Source organism: Kineococcus sp. AC630, from assembly GCF_979255925.1.
In genome coordinates, this window is sequence record NZ_CEEDMJ010000018.1 from 85,489 (window position 1) to 100,670 (window position 15,182).

Here is a 15,182-nt window from a genome sequence, read left to right on the forward strand (position 1 = left end):
AGGAACTGACTCCTTCAGTCGGTGGTGAGGGATGCGATCAGCAGCAGGCTGCCGATGAGCGCGGGGAGGATCTGGATCAGTGCGGGGCGGACCTTGGAGCGGTCGGAGGCGAGCAGGACGATCCCCGCTGCCACCATGGAGAGCGTCCCCACGAGCACGAGGACGGCGCCGACGGTGTGCCGGCCGGTGGCGTGCACGACGATCCCCGCGAAGATCTCGAGGGCGAGGAACAGGTTGTAGAAACCCTGGTTGAACGCCATCGGAGCCGTCGTGCGGGCCGTCTGCTCGTCGAGACCGAAGACCGCCCGCGCCCGCGGTGTGGTCCAGAGCAGCGATTCCAGGACGAAGACGTACACGTGCACGAGAGCCGCGATGCCGGTCACGGTCAGGGCGGCGATCAGCACGAGGACTCCTCAAGTCTTTGGAACGGTCGTTCCACTATAGACTGCTCCCGAGAGGGGGCGCCACGTGGGAAGAGTCCAGACGTTCGACACCGACGAGGTGGTGCGCGCGGTGCGCGCGTTGTTCTGGGACCGGGGGTTCGAGGACGTCTCCGTCCCGGAGATCGAGATCGCCACCGGACTGCGCCGTTCGAGCCTCTACCACGCGTTCGGCAGCAAGCGCGGGCTGTTCGACGCCGCCGTGCAGAGCTACCTCGACGAGGTCATCCGGCCGCGGCTGCGGCCGCTCGCCGGGCCCGACGTGCAGCCCGGGGCACTGCTCGACTACCTCCACGGCCTGCGCGCCGTCTTCGCCGACGGACGCGTCCCGGCCCTGCAGAGCGGCTGCCTGCTGCTCAACGCCGCGACGGCCCCGATCGGACGTGAGCCCGAGATCGCCGACGTGGTGCTCGGCTACCGCCGGGAACTGCACGCGGCCATGGCCCGCGGGGTGGCCGCGTACGCGCCGTCGCTGTCGGCCGAGGACCAGGACCGGCTGGCGCGGGTCTGCGCCGCCCTCGTCGTCAGCGCCATGGTCCTCGCCCGGGTCGACACCGACGAGGCCGCGCGGACCATGGACGCCGCGGTCGAACTGGTCCAGGACGCTCGTTCCCCTCAGGCCGGTTCCACGTAGTCCGGCGGCGGGGTCCCCGGAAACCCCGCCGTCGCCCAGGGCATGCCCCCGTCGTTGAGCAACGCCACCACGTTCCCGTCCGCGTCGCGGCCGGCGCAGGTCGGGTACCCGCCGTCCCCGATCCCGGTGCTGAACACGATCCCGTCCTCGACCCCGTCGCTCGGATCCTCGGACGGTTCCACCGCCGCGGCGGTCGGCGACCAGAACCCGCCGCTGCCGCCGTCGGTGACGATCCCCAGCGCGTCGACGGTCTCCCACCGCACGGGAACGGCGTCGCCGAAGGAGAGCTCGAGCCAGGCCACCCGCCGGCCGTCACCGGGTTCCCAGATCGAGGCGGTCACCTGCGCGTCGACGGGTCCCTCGGAGACCACGAACGGATCCGCCGCGGAGATCGGAAAGCCCTGCACCGCCTCGTAGCCGTCGGCGGCGAGCACCGATCCGGTGGGCAGGTGCAGAGTCGTCACGTGCCGCACCAGGACCGGTCCGGACAGGCCCGGCAGGTCGGGGGAGCAGGGCGGCAGTTCCACGTGGTCGACGGCCTGCAGGTGTGTCGTCCCCGGCGCCGCCGGGGTCTCCTCGCAGGCCCGGAACCCCACGACCGTCCCGGCGGAGGGAGCCGGGGAGGACGAGGGGCGGGCGCACCCGCCGGGGAACCCCCGCACGCGGCGAGCAGGAGCACCAGGAGCGGGACGGCCCGGCCCACCCGGCACCGTTCGTCCGTGCGGGGGAGGATGACCCTGTGGACTCCGAGGTGGACGTGGACGGGTCGAGAGCCGCCGGGATCGTCGCGGGGACGGCCTGCGGGGACGCGCTGGGCGCGGGGTACGAGTTCGGTCCGCCCCTCGCGGACGAGACGCCCGTGGAGATGGTGGGTGGCGGGGTGTTCGACTGGGCCCCCGGGGAGTGGACCGACGACACCTCGATGGCGGTGCCGGTCCTGCAGGCCGTCGCGGCCGGTCGCCCCCTCACCGACGACGCGACCCTCGACGGGATCGTGGCCGCCTGGGTCGGGTGGGCGCGTGACGCCCAGGACGTGGGGGCGCAGACCCGGGCCGTCCTCGGGCGGCTGCGGGCCCCGTCCGGCACCGCCGACGGCCTCGCCGCCGACTGCCGCGCCGCCGCCGCTGCGCTGCACGCCGAGACGGGGCGCACGGCCGGGAACGGGTCGCTGATGCGGACCGCGCCGGTCGTCCTCGCCCACCTCGACGGCGGCAGTTCCCCCGAGGAGCTGGCCGTGAGCGCCCGGGCCGTGAGCGACCTCACCCACGCCGACCCGGAGGCCGGTGACGCCTGCGTCCTGTGGTGCGCGGCGGTGCGGCACGCGGTCCTGGCGGGGGAGTTCGACCTCCGCGGTGGACTCGACCTCCTGCCGGGATCCCGCCGCGACCTGTGGGCGGGGCGCATCGACGTCGCCGAGGTCTCCCGGCCCCGCGACTTCCCGCAGAACGGCTGGGTGGTCCAGGCGCTGCAGGCGGCGTGGTCGGCGATCGTGACGACCCCCGTCCCGACGGCCGACCCCGCGTCGCACTTCCGCCTCGCTCTCGAGGACGCGGTGCGCGGCGGGAACGACACCGACACCGTGGCCGCGATCGCCGGCGGGCTGCTCGGGGCCCGCTGGGGTGCCGGGGCGGTTCCCCCGGTCTGGCGCGAACTCGTCCACGGGTGGCCCGGTTCCCGCCTCGCCGACCTGGAACGGCTGGCTCAGCAGGTAGTGCGCCCGCTCCGCGCGGACTCCTGAGCCGCCAGCACGATCCGGGTCGTCCGCATCCCGACCCCGATGTCCGGTTGCGGCTGGACGCTCGAACGCACGGCGTCGGGGTCCGCGCCGTGGGGGAGCTGCAGCGGGCGGCCACCGGCCGCGTTCCCCACGCGGTTGGTCACCGCCGTCACCGAGACGGGTTCCGCGCCCAGCCACGCGTCGAGCAGGTCGGCCACGTGCACGACGTGGTCGACGAGCACGATGCCGCCGGAGAGTTCCAGGTCGGCGAACCAGGCAGCTCCTCCCTCCGATTCCCCCGTCGTCTCGTGCGGTCGCCGACGTCCCACCGCGATCCTGCTGGGAGTCCCTGCACGATCGCCGGTCGGGGGTGAGCGAGCGGGCCGGGTGGGGGGTGGTGGGCTAGGGTCGCCGGGTGGACATCGGTCCGACCGTGCTGGCGGTCGACGTGGGCGGAACCGGCCTGAAGGGTTCGGTCGTGGACCTCCACGGATCGACGGTCTCCTTGCGGCACAGCCCCACCGTCTCGCCGGGGCGGGCCCCCGAGGACAACCTGCGCGCGCTGCTCGGGGTGCTGGCCGAGGACGCCCGGGCCGCCGGGGCGGAACCCGTGGCCGTCGGGGTCGTGACCCCCGGGACGGTCGACGAGTCGAGCGGCACGATCGTCTACGCCTCGAACCTCGGCTGGAACTCCTACCCGCTGCGGGCGACGCTGGAGGAGTTCACCGGGTTGCCCGTCGCCGTCGGGCACGACGCGCGGACGGCGGGGCGAGCGGAGCACCTCGCCTCCGGCGCGAGCGGGAGTTTCGCGTTCGTGCCCATCGGGACCGGGATCGCCGCGGCGCTCGTCGTCGGCGGTCGCGTCGTCGAGGGCTCCTCGGGTTCGGCCGGGGAGTTCGGCCACGTCGTCGTCCACGCCGGCGGGGAACTCTGCCCGTGCGGTCAGCGTGGCTGCCTCGAGGCCTACGCGGCCGGGGCGGCCGTCGTCCGGCGCTACCTGGCCCGCGGTGGGCGGGGCGCGGTGACCACCGCCGACGTCGTGGGGTTGCTGGGCCGCGACGCCGACGCGGACGCCGTGTGGCGCGACGCCGTCGAGGCCCTGGCGCTGGCCCTGCACGGGCTGACGATGCTCTTCGACCCCGCGGAGGTGGTGCTGGGTGGCGGGGTCTCCGGGGCCGGGGGGTCGCTGCTGGAGCCGCTGGCCGCGGCCCTGTCGGAACTCTTCGTCTGGCGCGCGCCGCCGCCGCTCGCGACGGCCCGGTGGGGGACCGACGCCGGGAGGGTCGGTGCCGCCCTGATCGGCTTCGAGCGGGCCGGTCTCCTGCCCCGCTTCCCGGCTCCCTGAGGTTCCCGCGCCCGGCTCACGGCGGCCGGTCGTCCCGCTCTGGCAGGCTGCCCCTGTGCGCCTGCTCGTGATCACCGACGGAGTTCCGCCCGAGCACCGTGGTGGGGTGGCGTCCTCGGTCCTGGTCGAGGTCGACGAACTCGCCCGCCGCGGTCACGAGGTCACGCTCCTCGTCCGCCGGCACGACCCGGCCCGGCCCCTCGTCGAGGACCGGGGGCACTACCGTCTGCTGCGCCACCCGGCCCCCGCGCGGGGGAGCCGCGGCTACTACGCGCACCCGCTGACGACGACGCTGCAGGTCCCGGGGTGGTTGCGCTCGCTCGACGCCCGCGAGGGTTTCGACGCGGTCTACGCCCACTCGACGTTCCACGCCGCGGCCGCCGTCCGCGCGGGGCTCGGCGAGCGCACCGTGCTCCGCTTCCACGCGCCGTCCTCGCTCGAGGTGCGACTCGACGCGGCCGGCGGGAAGTACCCCTTCGTCCGGGTCACGTCCGGAGCGGTCGCCGACCTCACCCGCCGGGCCGAACGCGTCGCGATCGAGGGTTCCGCCCGGACGCTGGCGACGAGCTGGTACGTGCGGCGGTTGTTGCAGCAGGTGCACCCGGGGGTCCGGGCCCGCGTCGACGTCGTCCCGCTCGCCGTTGACCTGCCCCGGTTCGCGCCCGGCTCTGCAGCCGCGGCCCGGGCTCGTTTCGGGTTGACGGGTTCACCGGTGCTGCTGACCGTGCGGCGCCTCGTCCGGCGGATGGGGCTGGAGAACCTGCTGGCCGCCGTGCCGGCGTTGCGGACCGAACACCCCGGGGTGCAGCTCGTCGTCGGCGGAACCGGGTACCTCGCCGAGGAACTCCGTCGCCGGGCCCGCGAACTCGGGATCGCCGATCACGTGGTGTTCCCCGGTTTCGTGGCCGACGCGGACCTGCCCGAGCTGTACCGGGCCGCGGACCTCTTCGTGCTGCCCACCCTGGAGATGGAGGGTTTCGGCATCGTCACCGTCGAGGCCTTCGCCAGCGGGGTCCCCGTCGTGGCGACCCCCGTCGGGGCGAACCCGGAGGTCGCAGGTTCGCTGGACCCCCGCACGATCGCCGCGTCCACCGGACCCGCGGACCTCGCCGCGGCGGTGCTGCAGGGTCTGGAACTCCGGGCAGAACTCGCGCCGCGGGCGCGGGCGCACGTCGAACGGAACTACTCGCCCGGCGCCGTCGGGGAACTCGTGGAGGCGGCGCTCGAGAGCGTCACGCGCTCCGCCGGAACTGGGCCGGTCCGTCGGGGTCGCCGGAGGTGACCCGGTCGACGCCGACCGGTGGGCAGTGGTCGGTGGACCAGGAGCTGCTGAACCGTTCGACCGTGGAACGCCTGTGCACCACCGCCCTGGGGCGAGCGGTGCAGGTGGAGAACGTGGAGCGCCTCCGTGGTGGCACCAAGAAGGGCGTCTTCCGGGTCACCACGACCACCGGGACCTCGGTCGTGCTCTACGTCTGGCACGAGGACGAGGACTGGTGGAGCACCTCGACGGACCCGGCGGCGGACGTCGAGCCGTTCACGCCGGCGAACGGGATGACCCTGTTGACCAGTGCCTACGAACACCTCAGGGCCGTCGACGTGCGCGTCCCCGCGGTGCTGCACGCCGAGCACCGCGGTGCGGACCTGCCTGCGGACTGCGCGGTCGTCGAGGACGTCACCGGTCGCTCACTGGAGGCGGTGCTCGCCGACGATCCGGTCTCGGCGGTCCCGCTCCTGGCCGAACTCAAGGGCTTCCTGCTGCGGATGGCTACCACCACGAGCAGCCGCTACGGCAAGGTCGCCGACGGGCGCAGTGGAGAACCGATGACTGGTGCGGAGACCGTCCCGTTCCACGAGGTCGTGCTGCAGCGGGCGCTGCGCCACCTGGTGGCCGTCGCTGTCCGCGAACCCCGCCTGGCCGCAGCAGCCGAGCGGGTCGAGGACGCGCTGCGCCGGCGCGCCGCGGCCGTCGAGCCGCGTGAGGGGTCCACCCACAGCCTCACCCATGGCGAGCTCGGCCCGGACCACGTCCTCATCGACTCCACCGGCCGGCCGGTGCTCATCGACCTGGAGGGTTTGATGTGGGCCGACGTGGAGTGGGAGCACGCGTTCCTGGAGATGCGGTTCCACGAGCACTACGAGGCGCTGCGCATCCCGGACCTGGACGAGGAACGGCTGCAGCTGTACCGGTTGGCGCTGCACCTGTCGCTGGTCGAGGGTCCGCTGCGACTCATCGACACCGGGTTCCCCGACGTGGAGTTCATGGCCGGGATCGCCGAGCACAACCTCGGTCGGGTGCTCTCGACGACAGCGGGACGACCGTGCGCCGTCCGGGCTTCGAGTCGTCGTCTCCGGGTCCCTGATGGTGCTCTTGTCGATCGTGGGTCTGATCTTCCTGCGGTCTGACCTGACAACCCGCAGCCAGGTCCTTGAGACCGTCGAGCTGGTGTGCGGTGGCCTGCTGACGGGGGTGAGTGGCCGGCGTCTGCGAGCCACCAGCACGCGGTGAAGCTCGGTGATCTCCCGCACTTCGACGTCCGAGGTCGCCGGCCACCAGCGCGCAGGGCCGCGTGGTGCTGGGCAGCCGGGATCTGGACGCATCGGACGCCGGTGGGCGGCGCCACGTCGCTCTTCCGGTACTCACTCGTCCGGTGGGTGAGGCAAGGTGGCAGTCATGACCGACGCAGGACTGCTCAAGGACGCCGAAACCGAACTCAAGAAGGCGAAGAACAGCTCGACGCACGCTGACCCGGAGAAGCTCTCGAGCCTGGCCGTCGAGGTCGAGTCCCTCGACCCCGAGCTCGCCGGCCGGCTCCGGGTCTCCGCCCAGCAGGTCCGGGCCCTCCGCGCGAAGCACGAACGCGAGCAGAGCCGGGTGCTCAAGCCGAAGTTCCGGGCCGGGGGGCTCGACCGCTTCTGACGCCGTCGTGCGAAGGGTCCGCCTCGCGTGGGAGGCGAACCCTCCGCACGTCGTGCTCACGCCGGTGGCGGGTGCAGAGCACGACGTCTTCCCGACCGCTCTGGCGGCGCGACCGTCCAGCGCAACGGGTTCGGGGAGTCCCGGTCAGCTGCAGTCGTGCGGGGCGTCGGCCGCCAGGTCCTGCAGGGCCGCCAGGTTCGCGGCGTCGGTCGCGCTGGAACCGGCCGTCGTGGCGTCCGGGACGGCGACCCCGGTGCGGACGAGTTCCGCGTTGACGTCGATCCCGTCGTCGGTGCGGTACCAGCCCGCACCCGCGACGTCGACGCGCTGGCCCATCGGCAGGTACGACATCAGGTCGTGCACGTAGGCGTCGCGGCACCCCTCGGCGGGCAGGACCCCCGCCAGCGGGGTCGGGTTCGAGCCGTCGGCGCCGGCCACCACGGGCACCGGGCCGGCCGCCCAGGCGACGACGACCTCGGCCGCCGCGGTCCGGGTCGTCGCGGTCGGCGTCGGGGCGGGGAGCGACGTCGAAGCGGTCGCGGTGCCCGTCCCGCGGACCCCTTCCTGGAAGGCCCGCTGGACGACGACGGGGTTGGGGTCGGTGTCGGGACGGTCGTGCTCCCAGACGCCCAGTGCGGTCAGGGGCAGCAGGACGGCGAGCGCGCCGACGACGAGCTTTCGCCGGGAGACGGGGGCGGAGGCGTCGGCCGCCCCGGGGGAGAGGAAGTCGTGCGGTTCGTCCTCGACCGTGTGCTCCGGCTGCCACGGGGTGTCCCAGCGGGCGAGCTCGCCGCGCTCCCCGAGGTCGACCCGCAGCGCGCTGCCCCGGGCGGAGTAGCGGACGTCGAGCGAGACGACGTGCCAGGGCGGGCCGGGCGCGCGGTGCACGGCGACGACGACGGCCCGGCCGCCGTGGTGGGCGGGGTTCGTCGTGCCCCGCACCTTCACGAAGTCCCCGGGGCGCAGCTCCTCGGACTCGGGTGCACGCACGTCCCCTCCATCGGCCGCGGGGTGGCCCTCATGAGCGCGGGCCCCGGGCGTGGACGTCCGCGACCACCTGCAGCCACCACTCCCGGCGCCGGACGACGGCCGTCCAGGTGAAGCGCAGGACGACGAACCCCCGGCGGGTGAGTTCGGCGTCGCGGCGGCGGTCCTCGGCGAACTGCACGGGGTCGTCGTGGGTGCGGCGACCATCGAGTTCGACCACCAGCCAGCCGTCGACGAGGAAGTCGACCCGTCCTGCGGGGTCGAGCACCACCTGGGTCTGCAGGGAGTACCCCGCCTCCAGCAGGTCGTAGCGCCCGATCGACTCCAGCGGGGAGCCGGACTTCTCGTCCGCCATGGCCAGCAGCTTCCGGCGGTCGTCGTTGCGGTTCATCCCCTTCGCGGCGAGGTTCAGGTCCTCCCAGGAGACGCGGCCCGCGGCGAGGGCGGCGTCGAGGGGGACCAGGGCGGTGCGACGTGGCAGGCAGCGCAGGCAGTCGAGGACGGTGGTGAGGACATCGGTGCAGCCGTCCAGGTCGGTGACGTCGCGGCGGTGCACCAGGGCTGCGCGCCAGACCGTCGTCGAACCGCGGCCGGCGGTCACGTGCGGAACCGGGGGCGCATCGACCACGGCGAGGCCGAGTGCCGTCGCGGCGGTGTGGCAGGAGCGGACGCCCCGGACGGCAGCGGCAGCGAGCACGTCGGCCGGGCACCCCGGGAGGGCGTAGAGCCCGGGCAGCGGACGGCGCAGCACCCCTCGGCGGACCGCGGTGCGAAGTCGATCCGCGGTGGTCAGGTGGCGCAGCCGGTCCCAGCGCGCAGCACCCCCGCAGCGGCCCACCGCCGCGTCCGCATCCACCGCTCAAGGGTGGACGATCCGGGGCTCGACGGCGGGGGCCCTGTGGACAAGTCGTTGGCCCGCAGTGGTTCTGCAGCCATCGGCCGACACGCCGTCGGAGCGGGGGTCCCGCGCGGCGTGTCGGCCGATGGCTGCAGAACCACCGTGGGGTCAGTCGTTGCGGGCGTTGTAGACGGTCGCGCCGGTGGCGCTGACGTGGGCGGCGTAGTCGCGGTAGACGGCCAGCGCCTCCTCGCGGAGCACGTCGGAGACGACGGCGATGCCGCGGGCCTCGAACTGCTCGGCCCAGTCGTCGCGGACGGGGCCCTCGTCGAAACCGCTGATCTCCTCCAGCTCCGGGCCGGAACCGGCGACGACGAGGGTGCGGACCCCGGACCACAGGGTCGCTCCGTAGCACTGGGCGCAGGGACGCCAGTTCACGACGAGCTCGCGACGGGCACCGTCGGCGCCGAGGTCCCACGACCCGGTGCGGGCCTGGGCCAGGCCGAGGGCGGTGACCTCGGCGTGCCCGGAGGAGATCCCGGTGGAGAGGACGACGTTGACGCCCACGGAGACGATCTCCCCGGTGGTGGAGTCGGCCACCACGGCGGCGAAAGGGCCGCCGTTGCCCTCGCGGAAGTTGCGGGCGGCGAGGCGGTGCACGAGGGCCATCCGGTCCTCGCGGGTCGCCAGGGCGTCGGGGACGTCGGCGAGTTCGTCGTCGACCCAGGCGGGGAGGGCGATGGTGAAGGAGTGGCTGAGGGCCGAGGTGTCCATGGGGGGAGGATCCCAGTGCGGCTATCCGGGTGGTAGCCGGTCCCGTCGCTCCAGCGCCGCGGCGCGAGGGTCGATGAGGGGATCAGCGGTCACCGTCGGGGTGACCGGCCGCACCAGGGGAGACGCCTGCATGTCCACGATCGACGAAACCCCGGACACCGCCGTCCGCGGCGCGCAGACCGTCGCGCCCGTCCAGGCCTCCGCGCTGCTCTTCGCCGCGTCGATCCTCGGTGAGGCGAGCTACACCCCCGACCAGGAGCTCAAGGGCACGCTGAGCAGCCCCGCCCGCGTGCACGAGGAGGAGGTCGTCGAGGCCCCCGAGCCCGTCGTCGCGAAGCCCGTCGTCGCGAAGCCCGTCGTCGTGGAGCCCGCCCCGGTCGTGGAGGCCCCCCGCAGCGCGGGCGTCGTCCCGCCGGTGCGCGTCGAGGCCCCCGCGGCACCGGTCGCCGCGCCCGTCGTCGAGCCGGTCAGGAAGGGCTTCTTCGCCCGCCTGATCGACAAGCTGCTCGGACGCTAGGCCAGCGCGGAGTCGGCGAGCGCGCTGCGCGGCCCCGCGTCCGCGGGGAGCAGCACGGTGCGGTCGGCGCTGCGGGTGGCGAACCGTCCGTGCAGGACGAGGCGGTCGCGGGTGGTGGGGCGTCCGGTGCGGTGCAGGCCGCGGGGGTCGAAGAAGACCACCGTGCCCGCGCCCCCGTGCAGCACGACGTGGGCGGCGTCGCCGAACTCCCGCAGCAGGTCGGGGTCCTCGAGGCGGTGCCCGCTGCGTTCGAGGTGACGGACCCGCCGGGCGCCGCGCCGGCGGTGCGAGGCCCGCACGTAGTGCAGCGGGCCGGTGCCCTCGTCCACGCCCGTCAGGTGCAGGGCGACCTCGAGCGAGGGGCCGGCGGCGGTCCGTGCCCAGTCGGTGGGCCGGACCGGTGCCGCGGCCAGGGTGAGCAGGCCGTTCATGTCCAGGACGCGCACGTCGCGACGGCAGTAGGCGCCGGCGACCCCGGCGACCTGGGAGTGGCGCAGGAAGCGCGTGTAGGGGTCCTCGGGGTCCACGGGCGGGTGGGCGCCGAGGAGTTCGACGGCGTGCGGGTCGTGCAGCGGTCCGGCCCAGCCGGTGGGTTCGCCACCGGCGACGAGGCGACGGCGGCGCACGATGTCGGCGGACTGGTCGGCGATGAGGTCGTCGGTGCGCGAGAGGACGTCCTCGAGCAGGGCGGCGCTGCCGAGGAGGGCCTCGACGCTGGTGCTGGCGACGCCGTCGCGGTCCAGGTCGGCCACGACCCGCCGCGCCTCCGGGGACAGGGTCCGCGGTTCTCCTCGCCTGCGCACGTGCCTCCCTCGTCGCTGCTCCTGCGGCACCGTAGTGCTGTCTCACCGTGGGGCGCTAGTGACACTCCGTGAGGGATGCCGTCCCGCCACCGCGCGGACGGCCGTTGCCCGGGGGAAGCTTCGGCCGTGGCGGAAGAAACCAAGGGGACCGTGCTGGTCGCCCTGCTCGCAAACGTCGGCGTCGGCATCGCGAAGGGCATCGGTGGGGCGGTCACCGGCTCCAGCGCGCTGCTCGCCGAGGCCGCCCACTCGATCGCGGACACGATGAACGAGGCGTTCCTGCTGCTCTCGCTCAGCCGGGCCGACCGACCCGCCGACCGGACCCACCCCTTCGGCTACGGCAAGGAACGGTTCTTCTGGTCCCTCATCGCCGCAGTCGGGATCTTCCTGTCCGGAGCGGTGTTCTCGGTCTACGAGGGGATCTCCTCGCTCACCGGCGAAGCCGAACCGATGTCGACGCAGCACTTCATCGTGATCTACGTGATCCTCGGCATCTCGATCGTGCTCGAGGGGGGTTCGCTGCTGAAGGCGCTGCGGCAGGTCTCGCGCGAGGCCTCGACCGCGCAGCGGCGAGTCCTGACCTACGTCGTCCGCTCACCGGACCCGACGGTGAAGACCGTCGCCAGCGAGGACAGCATCGCCGTCCTCGGCGTCCTGGTGGCGCTCGCGGGGACGATCCTGCACCAGGTCACCGGCTCGAACGTCTACGACGCGATCAGTTCGATCGTCATCGGTGCGCTGCTCGGGGTCGTGGCGTTCCTGCTGGGACGCGACACCAAGGAACTCCTCATCGGTGAGGCCGCCGACCCGGCGGTGCGCGTCGCGGTGGTCCGGGTCCTCGGCGCCGAAGCGGGGATCGTGCGGATCCAGGAGGTCCTCACGATGCAGCTCGGGCCGAGCGGCGTCCTGGTCGCCGCCCGCGTCCAGTTCGGTGAGGAACTCACCTCGCGCGCCATCGAGGAGCTCTGCACTCGCGCCGAGGAAGAGATGCGCCGGCGGGTTCCCACGATCACCCAGGTGTTCCTCGACCCCAGCCGGGTGACGGCGTCCGCGGACGCCGCGGCCCGGGAACGTCTCGCCGTCACCGAACGTGAGGCGGCGGACCTCCTCGACCCCGACGCCGCCGTCCAGCCCCTGCCGCAGGCCCGCACCCGGACGGGTCGCACCCTGCGGAAGTGAGTTCCCGCTCACCGGCACCCCCGGACACCGGGGCCGCAGGTGGTGGGAGGGTGGGGCGTCGAGCGTTCCAGGAGGTGGGGTCGTGGCGCGGGATCCGTCCGGGACGGTGATCACGCGTCCGTGGTGGCGTCGCCTCGTCGAGCGCCTGCCCGGACGCTGGCTGGTCGGCGCCCCGGCCGTCGTCGCCGGTCGCGCGGTGCTGGCCGTCACCGGTCTGCTCGTGCTCCTGACCGTCCCGCTGCTCGTGCCGACGGCCGCGGACTGGATGGTCGTGCTGGCCGTCGCGGCCGCCGACGCGGCCTTGCTGGTGGCCAGCCTCGCGGTGCCGTGGGGGCGGCTCGGCCGTTATGGTCCCGTCCTCTTCCCCCTGGTGCAGATGCTGGGTCTGGCCGTCGTCGGTGTGAGCACCGAACGCGTCGACGGCGCCTACGTCCCGCTCTTCGTCCTCGACTTCGTCTTCGCCGGCCTCTTCCTGCCGCCGCGGAGCGCCTACTGGCTGTTGCCCGCCGCGCTCCCGCTCTACCTGCTCACCTCGGAGCAGCTCAGCGCCCAGGTCGCCGTGCGGACGGTGGTCATGGCCTGCGTGTGGGTCCTCGTGGCCGAACTGCTCGCCTCGATGAGCCGCCGCCAGCGGGCGGCCTCCGACCGGCTGGAACGCGACGCGCGGACCGATCCCCTCACCACCATCGGCAACCGGCGCGACCTCGAGGACCGGATGGCCCTGCTCGTCCCCGGGGACAGCGTCGTCGTCTGCGACCTCGACCACTTCAAGCAGCTCAACGACACCCGGGGTCACACGTTCGGCGACCAGGTGCTGCGGGAGTTCGGCGCGATGCTGACCACGGGGCTCCGGCGCGGTGACTACGCCGCCCGCTTCGGTGGCGAGGAGTTCGTCCTCCTGCTGCACGGCAGCGGGACCGACGTCGCGATCGACGTCGTCGAACGACTGCGCGGCTCCTGGCGGGAACTCGGCGGGGCTGCGACGTTCTCGGCGGGCTGCGCGACGCTGGACGCGGACACCGGCGCCCAGCAGGCCCTCGTCGCGGCCGACGCCGCCGTGTACGCGGCGAAGGCCGCCGGACGCGACTGCACCCGGAGCGCCGAAGCGGCGCAGGGCTGGGGGCCTAGGGTTGACGCGACCACCGCCGAGGCCCTGTTCGAGGAGTAGCCCCCATGCCCACCACCCCCGCCGTCTTCGTCGGACCGCAGGAGAACCCGCTGCTGGTCGAGGCCGTGGAGCGTGGCGGGGGCACGGTCGTCGCGCTGGCGGACGCCGAAGCCGTCGTCGTCAGCGGCGGGCACGGGGACCTGCCCGAACTGCCCGACTCCGTGACGTGGGTGCAGCTGCCCTCCGCCGGGATCGAGAGCTGGGTCGCCGCGGGCGTCATCGACGCCTCGCGCACCTGGACCTCCGCCGCCGGGGCGTACTCGCACTCCGTCGCCGAGGGGGCCGTCGCGCTGCTGCTCGCCGGGGTCCGCGGGATCGGGCGCGCGGCCCGGCTCTCGACGTGGGACCCGGAGACCCTGGACGGCGTCCAGTCCAGCCTGCGCGGCTCGACCATCGCGATCATCGGCGCCGGCGGCATCGGCACCGCGATGATCCCGGCCTTCGTCGGGCTCGGTGCGGAGGTCATCGCCGTGACCCGCCGCGGTCTTCCCGTGGACGGCGCAGCGCAGACGCTGCCCGCCGACCGCGTCGGCGAGGTCTTCGCCGCCGCCGACCACGTCGTGCTCGCCGCTCCGGCGACCTCCGAGACGAAGGCCCTCGTCGGGGCCGAGCAGCTCGCCGCGCTGGGCCCGCAGGGGTGGCTGGTGAACATCGCCCGCGGTTCCCTCGTCGACACCGACGCCCTCGTCGCGGCGCTCGCCGCCGGCACCATCGCCGGGGCCGCCCTCGACGTGACCGACCCGGAACCGCTGCCCGACGGCCACCCGCTGTGGACCGAACCCCGCTGCATCATCACCCCGCACTCGACCAACCCGAGCGTGCTGCGGGTCGGCGCGCTGGCCGAGCGGGTCACCGAGAACGTCCGTCGTTTCGCCGCCGGTGAGGAACTGCTGGGTCTGGTCGACCCCGAGCGCGGTTACTGATCCCTCCGACGTGCGGGGTCCCGCCCCGCGCGTCACGGTGGTCCCGTGCAGACGTTCCTCCCCTACGCCGACTTCGCCCGGTCCGCGGCCGTCCTCGACGGTCCGCGGCTGGGCAAGCAGCGCGTGGAGACGCTGCAGGTCCTGCGCGCCCTCGAACTGCCCGACTACGGCTGGGTGAACCACCCGGCGGTGCGGATGTGGCGGGGGTGCACCCCGGCCCTGGTCGCCTACGGCCTCGCGGTCGTCGACGCGTGGACCGCCACCGGCCGCGCCGACACCACCGGAGCGCAGATCGCGGAGTTCGCCCCCGAGGTCGTGGGTCGCCCGCAGTCCGCGCTCGCCGACCTGATGCCGCCCTGGCTGGGCGACGAGGACCTGCACCGCAGCCACCGTTCCGCGTTGCTGCGCAAGGACCCCGGGTTCTACCGGCCCCTCTTCGGCGACGAACCCGAGATGCCCTACGTGTGGCCGGACCCGCCCTCGCCAGCCCCGCCGGTCCGCCCCGCCGGGCGGCTGGTGTGGATCGTGCGCGGGGCGCCCGCGGTCGTGGGGGAGTTCCTCACCGACGGCGTCGTGGGCCTCGGCGTGGACTCCGGCATCGACGTCGACGTGCGCGGTGCCGCGGCGGGCGCGTCCCTGCGCGACCTGCTCCGGGAGGTCGCCCCCGGGAGACGACCCGGCAAGGCGCTGCGGGTCCTCGACACCTTCGTCCACGAACTCGACCCCGGGACCGAGGTGGCCCTACCCATCGAGGGCGACCAGGCGCTGCTGCTCGGCGAGGTCGTCGGCGAGTACGAGTTCGACGCCCGCAAGGGGGTTCTCGCGCGCCACCGCCGGAAGGTCCGCTGGGGTGGCCGGGCCGCCCGTCGTGACGTCGAACCCCCTGCCCTGCTGCAGGATCCCCGCCCCTTGTTCAGTGTTCCGCTCGCCGCCTGAG

Annotated in this window: 18 protein-coding genes; 11 read left to right on the plus strand and 7 right to left on the minus strand. The window is 74.1% G+C overall.

Annotated elements, in window-relative coordinates; translation table 11 throughout:
* Positions 1-14: 14 nt before the first annotated feature.
* Positions 15-404: a DUF1304 domain-containing protein gene (locus AC0I8G_RS18760; RefSeq protein ID WP_471731297.1), complete on the minus strand. Its 390-nt coding sequence runs from the start codon at positions 402-404 to the stop codon at positions 15-17.
* A gap of 64 nt (positions 405-468) precedes the next feature.
* Here AC0I8G_RS18760 and AC0I8G_RS18765 point away from each other — a divergent pair, with 64 nt between their 5' ends.
* The gene (locus AC0I8G_RS18765) at positions 469-1,074 is read left to right on the plus strand and encodes a TetR/AcrR family transcriptional regulator (protein ID WP_471731298.1); all 606 of its coding nucleotides are present in this window, start codon (positions 469-471) and stop codon (positions 1,072-1,074) included.
* Here AC0I8G_RS18765 and AC0I8G_RS18770 read toward each other — a convergent pair.
* Positions 1,056-1,736, minus strand: coding sequence for a DUF4241 domain-containing protein (locus AC0I8G_RS18770; protein ID WP_471731299.1), 681 nt, complete (start codon positions 1,734-1,736; stop codon positions 1,056-1,058). The genes AC0I8G_RS18765 and AC0I8G_RS18770 overlap by 19 nt on opposite strands.
* Positions 1,737-1,813: 77 nt before the next feature.
* Here AC0I8G_RS18770 and AC0I8G_RS18775 point away from each other — a divergent pair, with 77 nt between their 5' ends.
* Positions 1,814-2,812 carry an ADP-ribosylglycohydrolase family protein gene (locus AC0I8G_RS18775; protein WP_471731300.1) on the plus strand — a complete coding sequence of 333 codons (999 nt, stop codon included), beginning with the start codon at positions 1,814-1,816 and terminating at the stop codon, positions 2,810-2,812.
* On the opposite strand, the gene AC0I8G_RS18780 is transcribed toward AC0I8G_RS18775, so the two are convergent.
* A complete protein-coding gene (locus AC0I8G_RS18780; protein ID WP_471731301.1) occupies positions 2,776-3,120 on the minus strand; it encodes a Gfo/Idh/MocA family protein in 345 nt (114 codons plus the stop codon). The genes AC0I8G_RS18775 and AC0I8G_RS18780 overlap by 37 nt on opposite strands.
* An 86-nt stretch (positions 3,121-3,206) precedes the next feature.
* On the opposite strand from AC0I8G_RS18780, the gene AC0I8G_RS18785 reads away from it, so the two are divergent.
* From AC0I8G_RS18785 to AC0I8G_RS18800, 4 genes are all read left to right on the plus strand, one after another.
* On the plus strand, positions 3,207-4,136 hold the full coding sequence (locus AC0I8G_RS18785) for an ROK family protein (RefSeq protein ID WP_471731302.1): 930 nt from the start codon (positions 3,207-3,209) through the stop codon (positions 4,134-4,136).
* Between the two features lie 55 nt (positions 4,137-4,191).
* Positions 4,192-5,418 (plus strand): glycosyltransferase family 4 protein, encoded by a 1,227-nt coding sequence (locus AC0I8G_RS18790; RefSeq protein ID WP_471731303.1) that lies wholly within the window; start codon positions 4,192-4,194, stop codon positions 5,416-5,418.
* On the plus strand, positions 5,415-6,542 hold the full coding sequence (locus AC0I8G_RS18795; protein WP_471731304.1) for an aminoglycoside phosphotransferase family protein: 1,128 nt from the start codon (positions 5,415-5,417) through the stop codon (positions 6,540-6,542). The genes AC0I8G_RS18790 and AC0I8G_RS18795 overlap by 4 nt, the downstream gene beginning before the upstream one ends.
* A gap of 268 nt (positions 6,543-6,810) precedes the next feature.
* A complete protein-coding gene (locus AC0I8G_RS18800; protein ID WP_328294335.1) occupies positions 6,811-7,056 on the plus strand; it encodes a hypothetical protein in 246 nt (81 codons plus the stop codon).
* A gap of 144 nt (positions 7,057-7,200) precedes the next feature.
* On the opposite strand, the gene AC0I8G_RS18805 is transcribed toward AC0I8G_RS18800, so the two are convergent.
* From AC0I8G_RS18805 to AC0I8G_RS18815, 3 genes are all read right to left on the minus strand, one after another.
* Positions 7,201-8,046, minus strand: a complete 846-nt coding sequence (locus AC0I8G_RS18805; RefSeq protein ID WP_471731305.1) for a hypothetical protein — start codon at positions 8,044-8,046, stop codon at positions 7,201-7,203.
* A gap of 28 nt (positions 8,047-8,074) precedes the next feature.
* Entirely contained in the window at positions 8,075-8,899 is an 825-nt protein-coding gene (locus AC0I8G_RS18810; protein WP_471731306.1) for a DUF559 domain-containing protein, read from the minus strand.
* Positions 8,900-9,049: 150 nt separating this feature from the next.
* On the minus strand, positions 9,050-9,655 hold the full coding sequence (locus AC0I8G_RS18815) for a nucleoside deaminase (protein ID WP_328294338.1): 606 nt from the start codon (positions 9,653-9,655) through the stop codon (positions 9,050-9,052).
* A 130-nt stretch (positions 9,656-9,785) separates the two neighbouring features.
* On the opposite strand from AC0I8G_RS18815, the gene AC0I8G_RS18820 reads away from it, so the two are divergent.
* Entirely contained in the window at positions 9,786-10,172 is a 387-nt protein-coding gene (locus AC0I8G_RS18820) for a hypothetical protein (RefSeq protein ID WP_471731307.1), read from the plus strand.
* On the opposite strand, the gene AC0I8G_RS18825 is transcribed toward AC0I8G_RS18820, so the two are convergent.
* Positions 10,169-10,975: a phytanoyl-CoA dioxygenase family protein gene (locus AC0I8G_RS18825; protein WP_471731308.1), complete on the minus strand. Its 807-nt coding sequence runs from the start codon at positions 10,973-10,975 to the stop codon at positions 10,169-10,171. The two genes, AC0I8G_RS18820 and AC0I8G_RS18825, sit on opposite strands and share 4 nt — an antisense overlap.
* Before the next feature lie 126 nt (positions 10,976-11,101).
* Between AC0I8G_RS18825 and AC0I8G_RS18830 the strand changes: the two genes are divergently transcribed.
* From AC0I8G_RS18830 to AC0I8G_RS18845, 4 genes are all read left to right on the plus strand, one after another.
* Complete coding sequence (locus tag AC0I8G_RS18830) at positions 11,102-12,154, plus strand: cation diffusion facilitator family transporter (protein WP_380257861.1); 1,053 nt, start codon at positions 11,102-11,104, stop codon at positions 12,152-12,154.
* 82 nt (positions 12,155-12,236) lie between these two features.
* Positions 12,237-13,322 carry a GGDEF domain-containing protein gene (locus AC0I8G_RS18835; protein ID WP_471731309.1) on the plus strand — a complete coding sequence of 362 codons (1,086 nt, stop codon included), beginning with the start codon at positions 12,237-12,239 and terminating at the stop codon, positions 13,320-13,322.
* Positions 13,323-13,327: 5 nt separating this feature from the next.
* Entirely contained in the window at positions 13,328-14,245 is a 918-nt protein-coding gene (locus AC0I8G_RS18840) for a D-isomer specific 2-hydroxyacid dehydrogenase family protein (RefSeq protein ID WP_380257865.1), read from the plus strand.
* Positions 14,246-14,290: 45 nt separating this feature from the next.
* A complete protein-coding gene (locus AC0I8G_RS18845) occupies positions 14,291-15,181 on the plus strand; it encodes an MSMEG_6728 family protein (protein WP_471731310.1) in 891 nt (296 codons plus the stop codon).
* Position 15,182 lies beyond the last annotated feature (1 nt).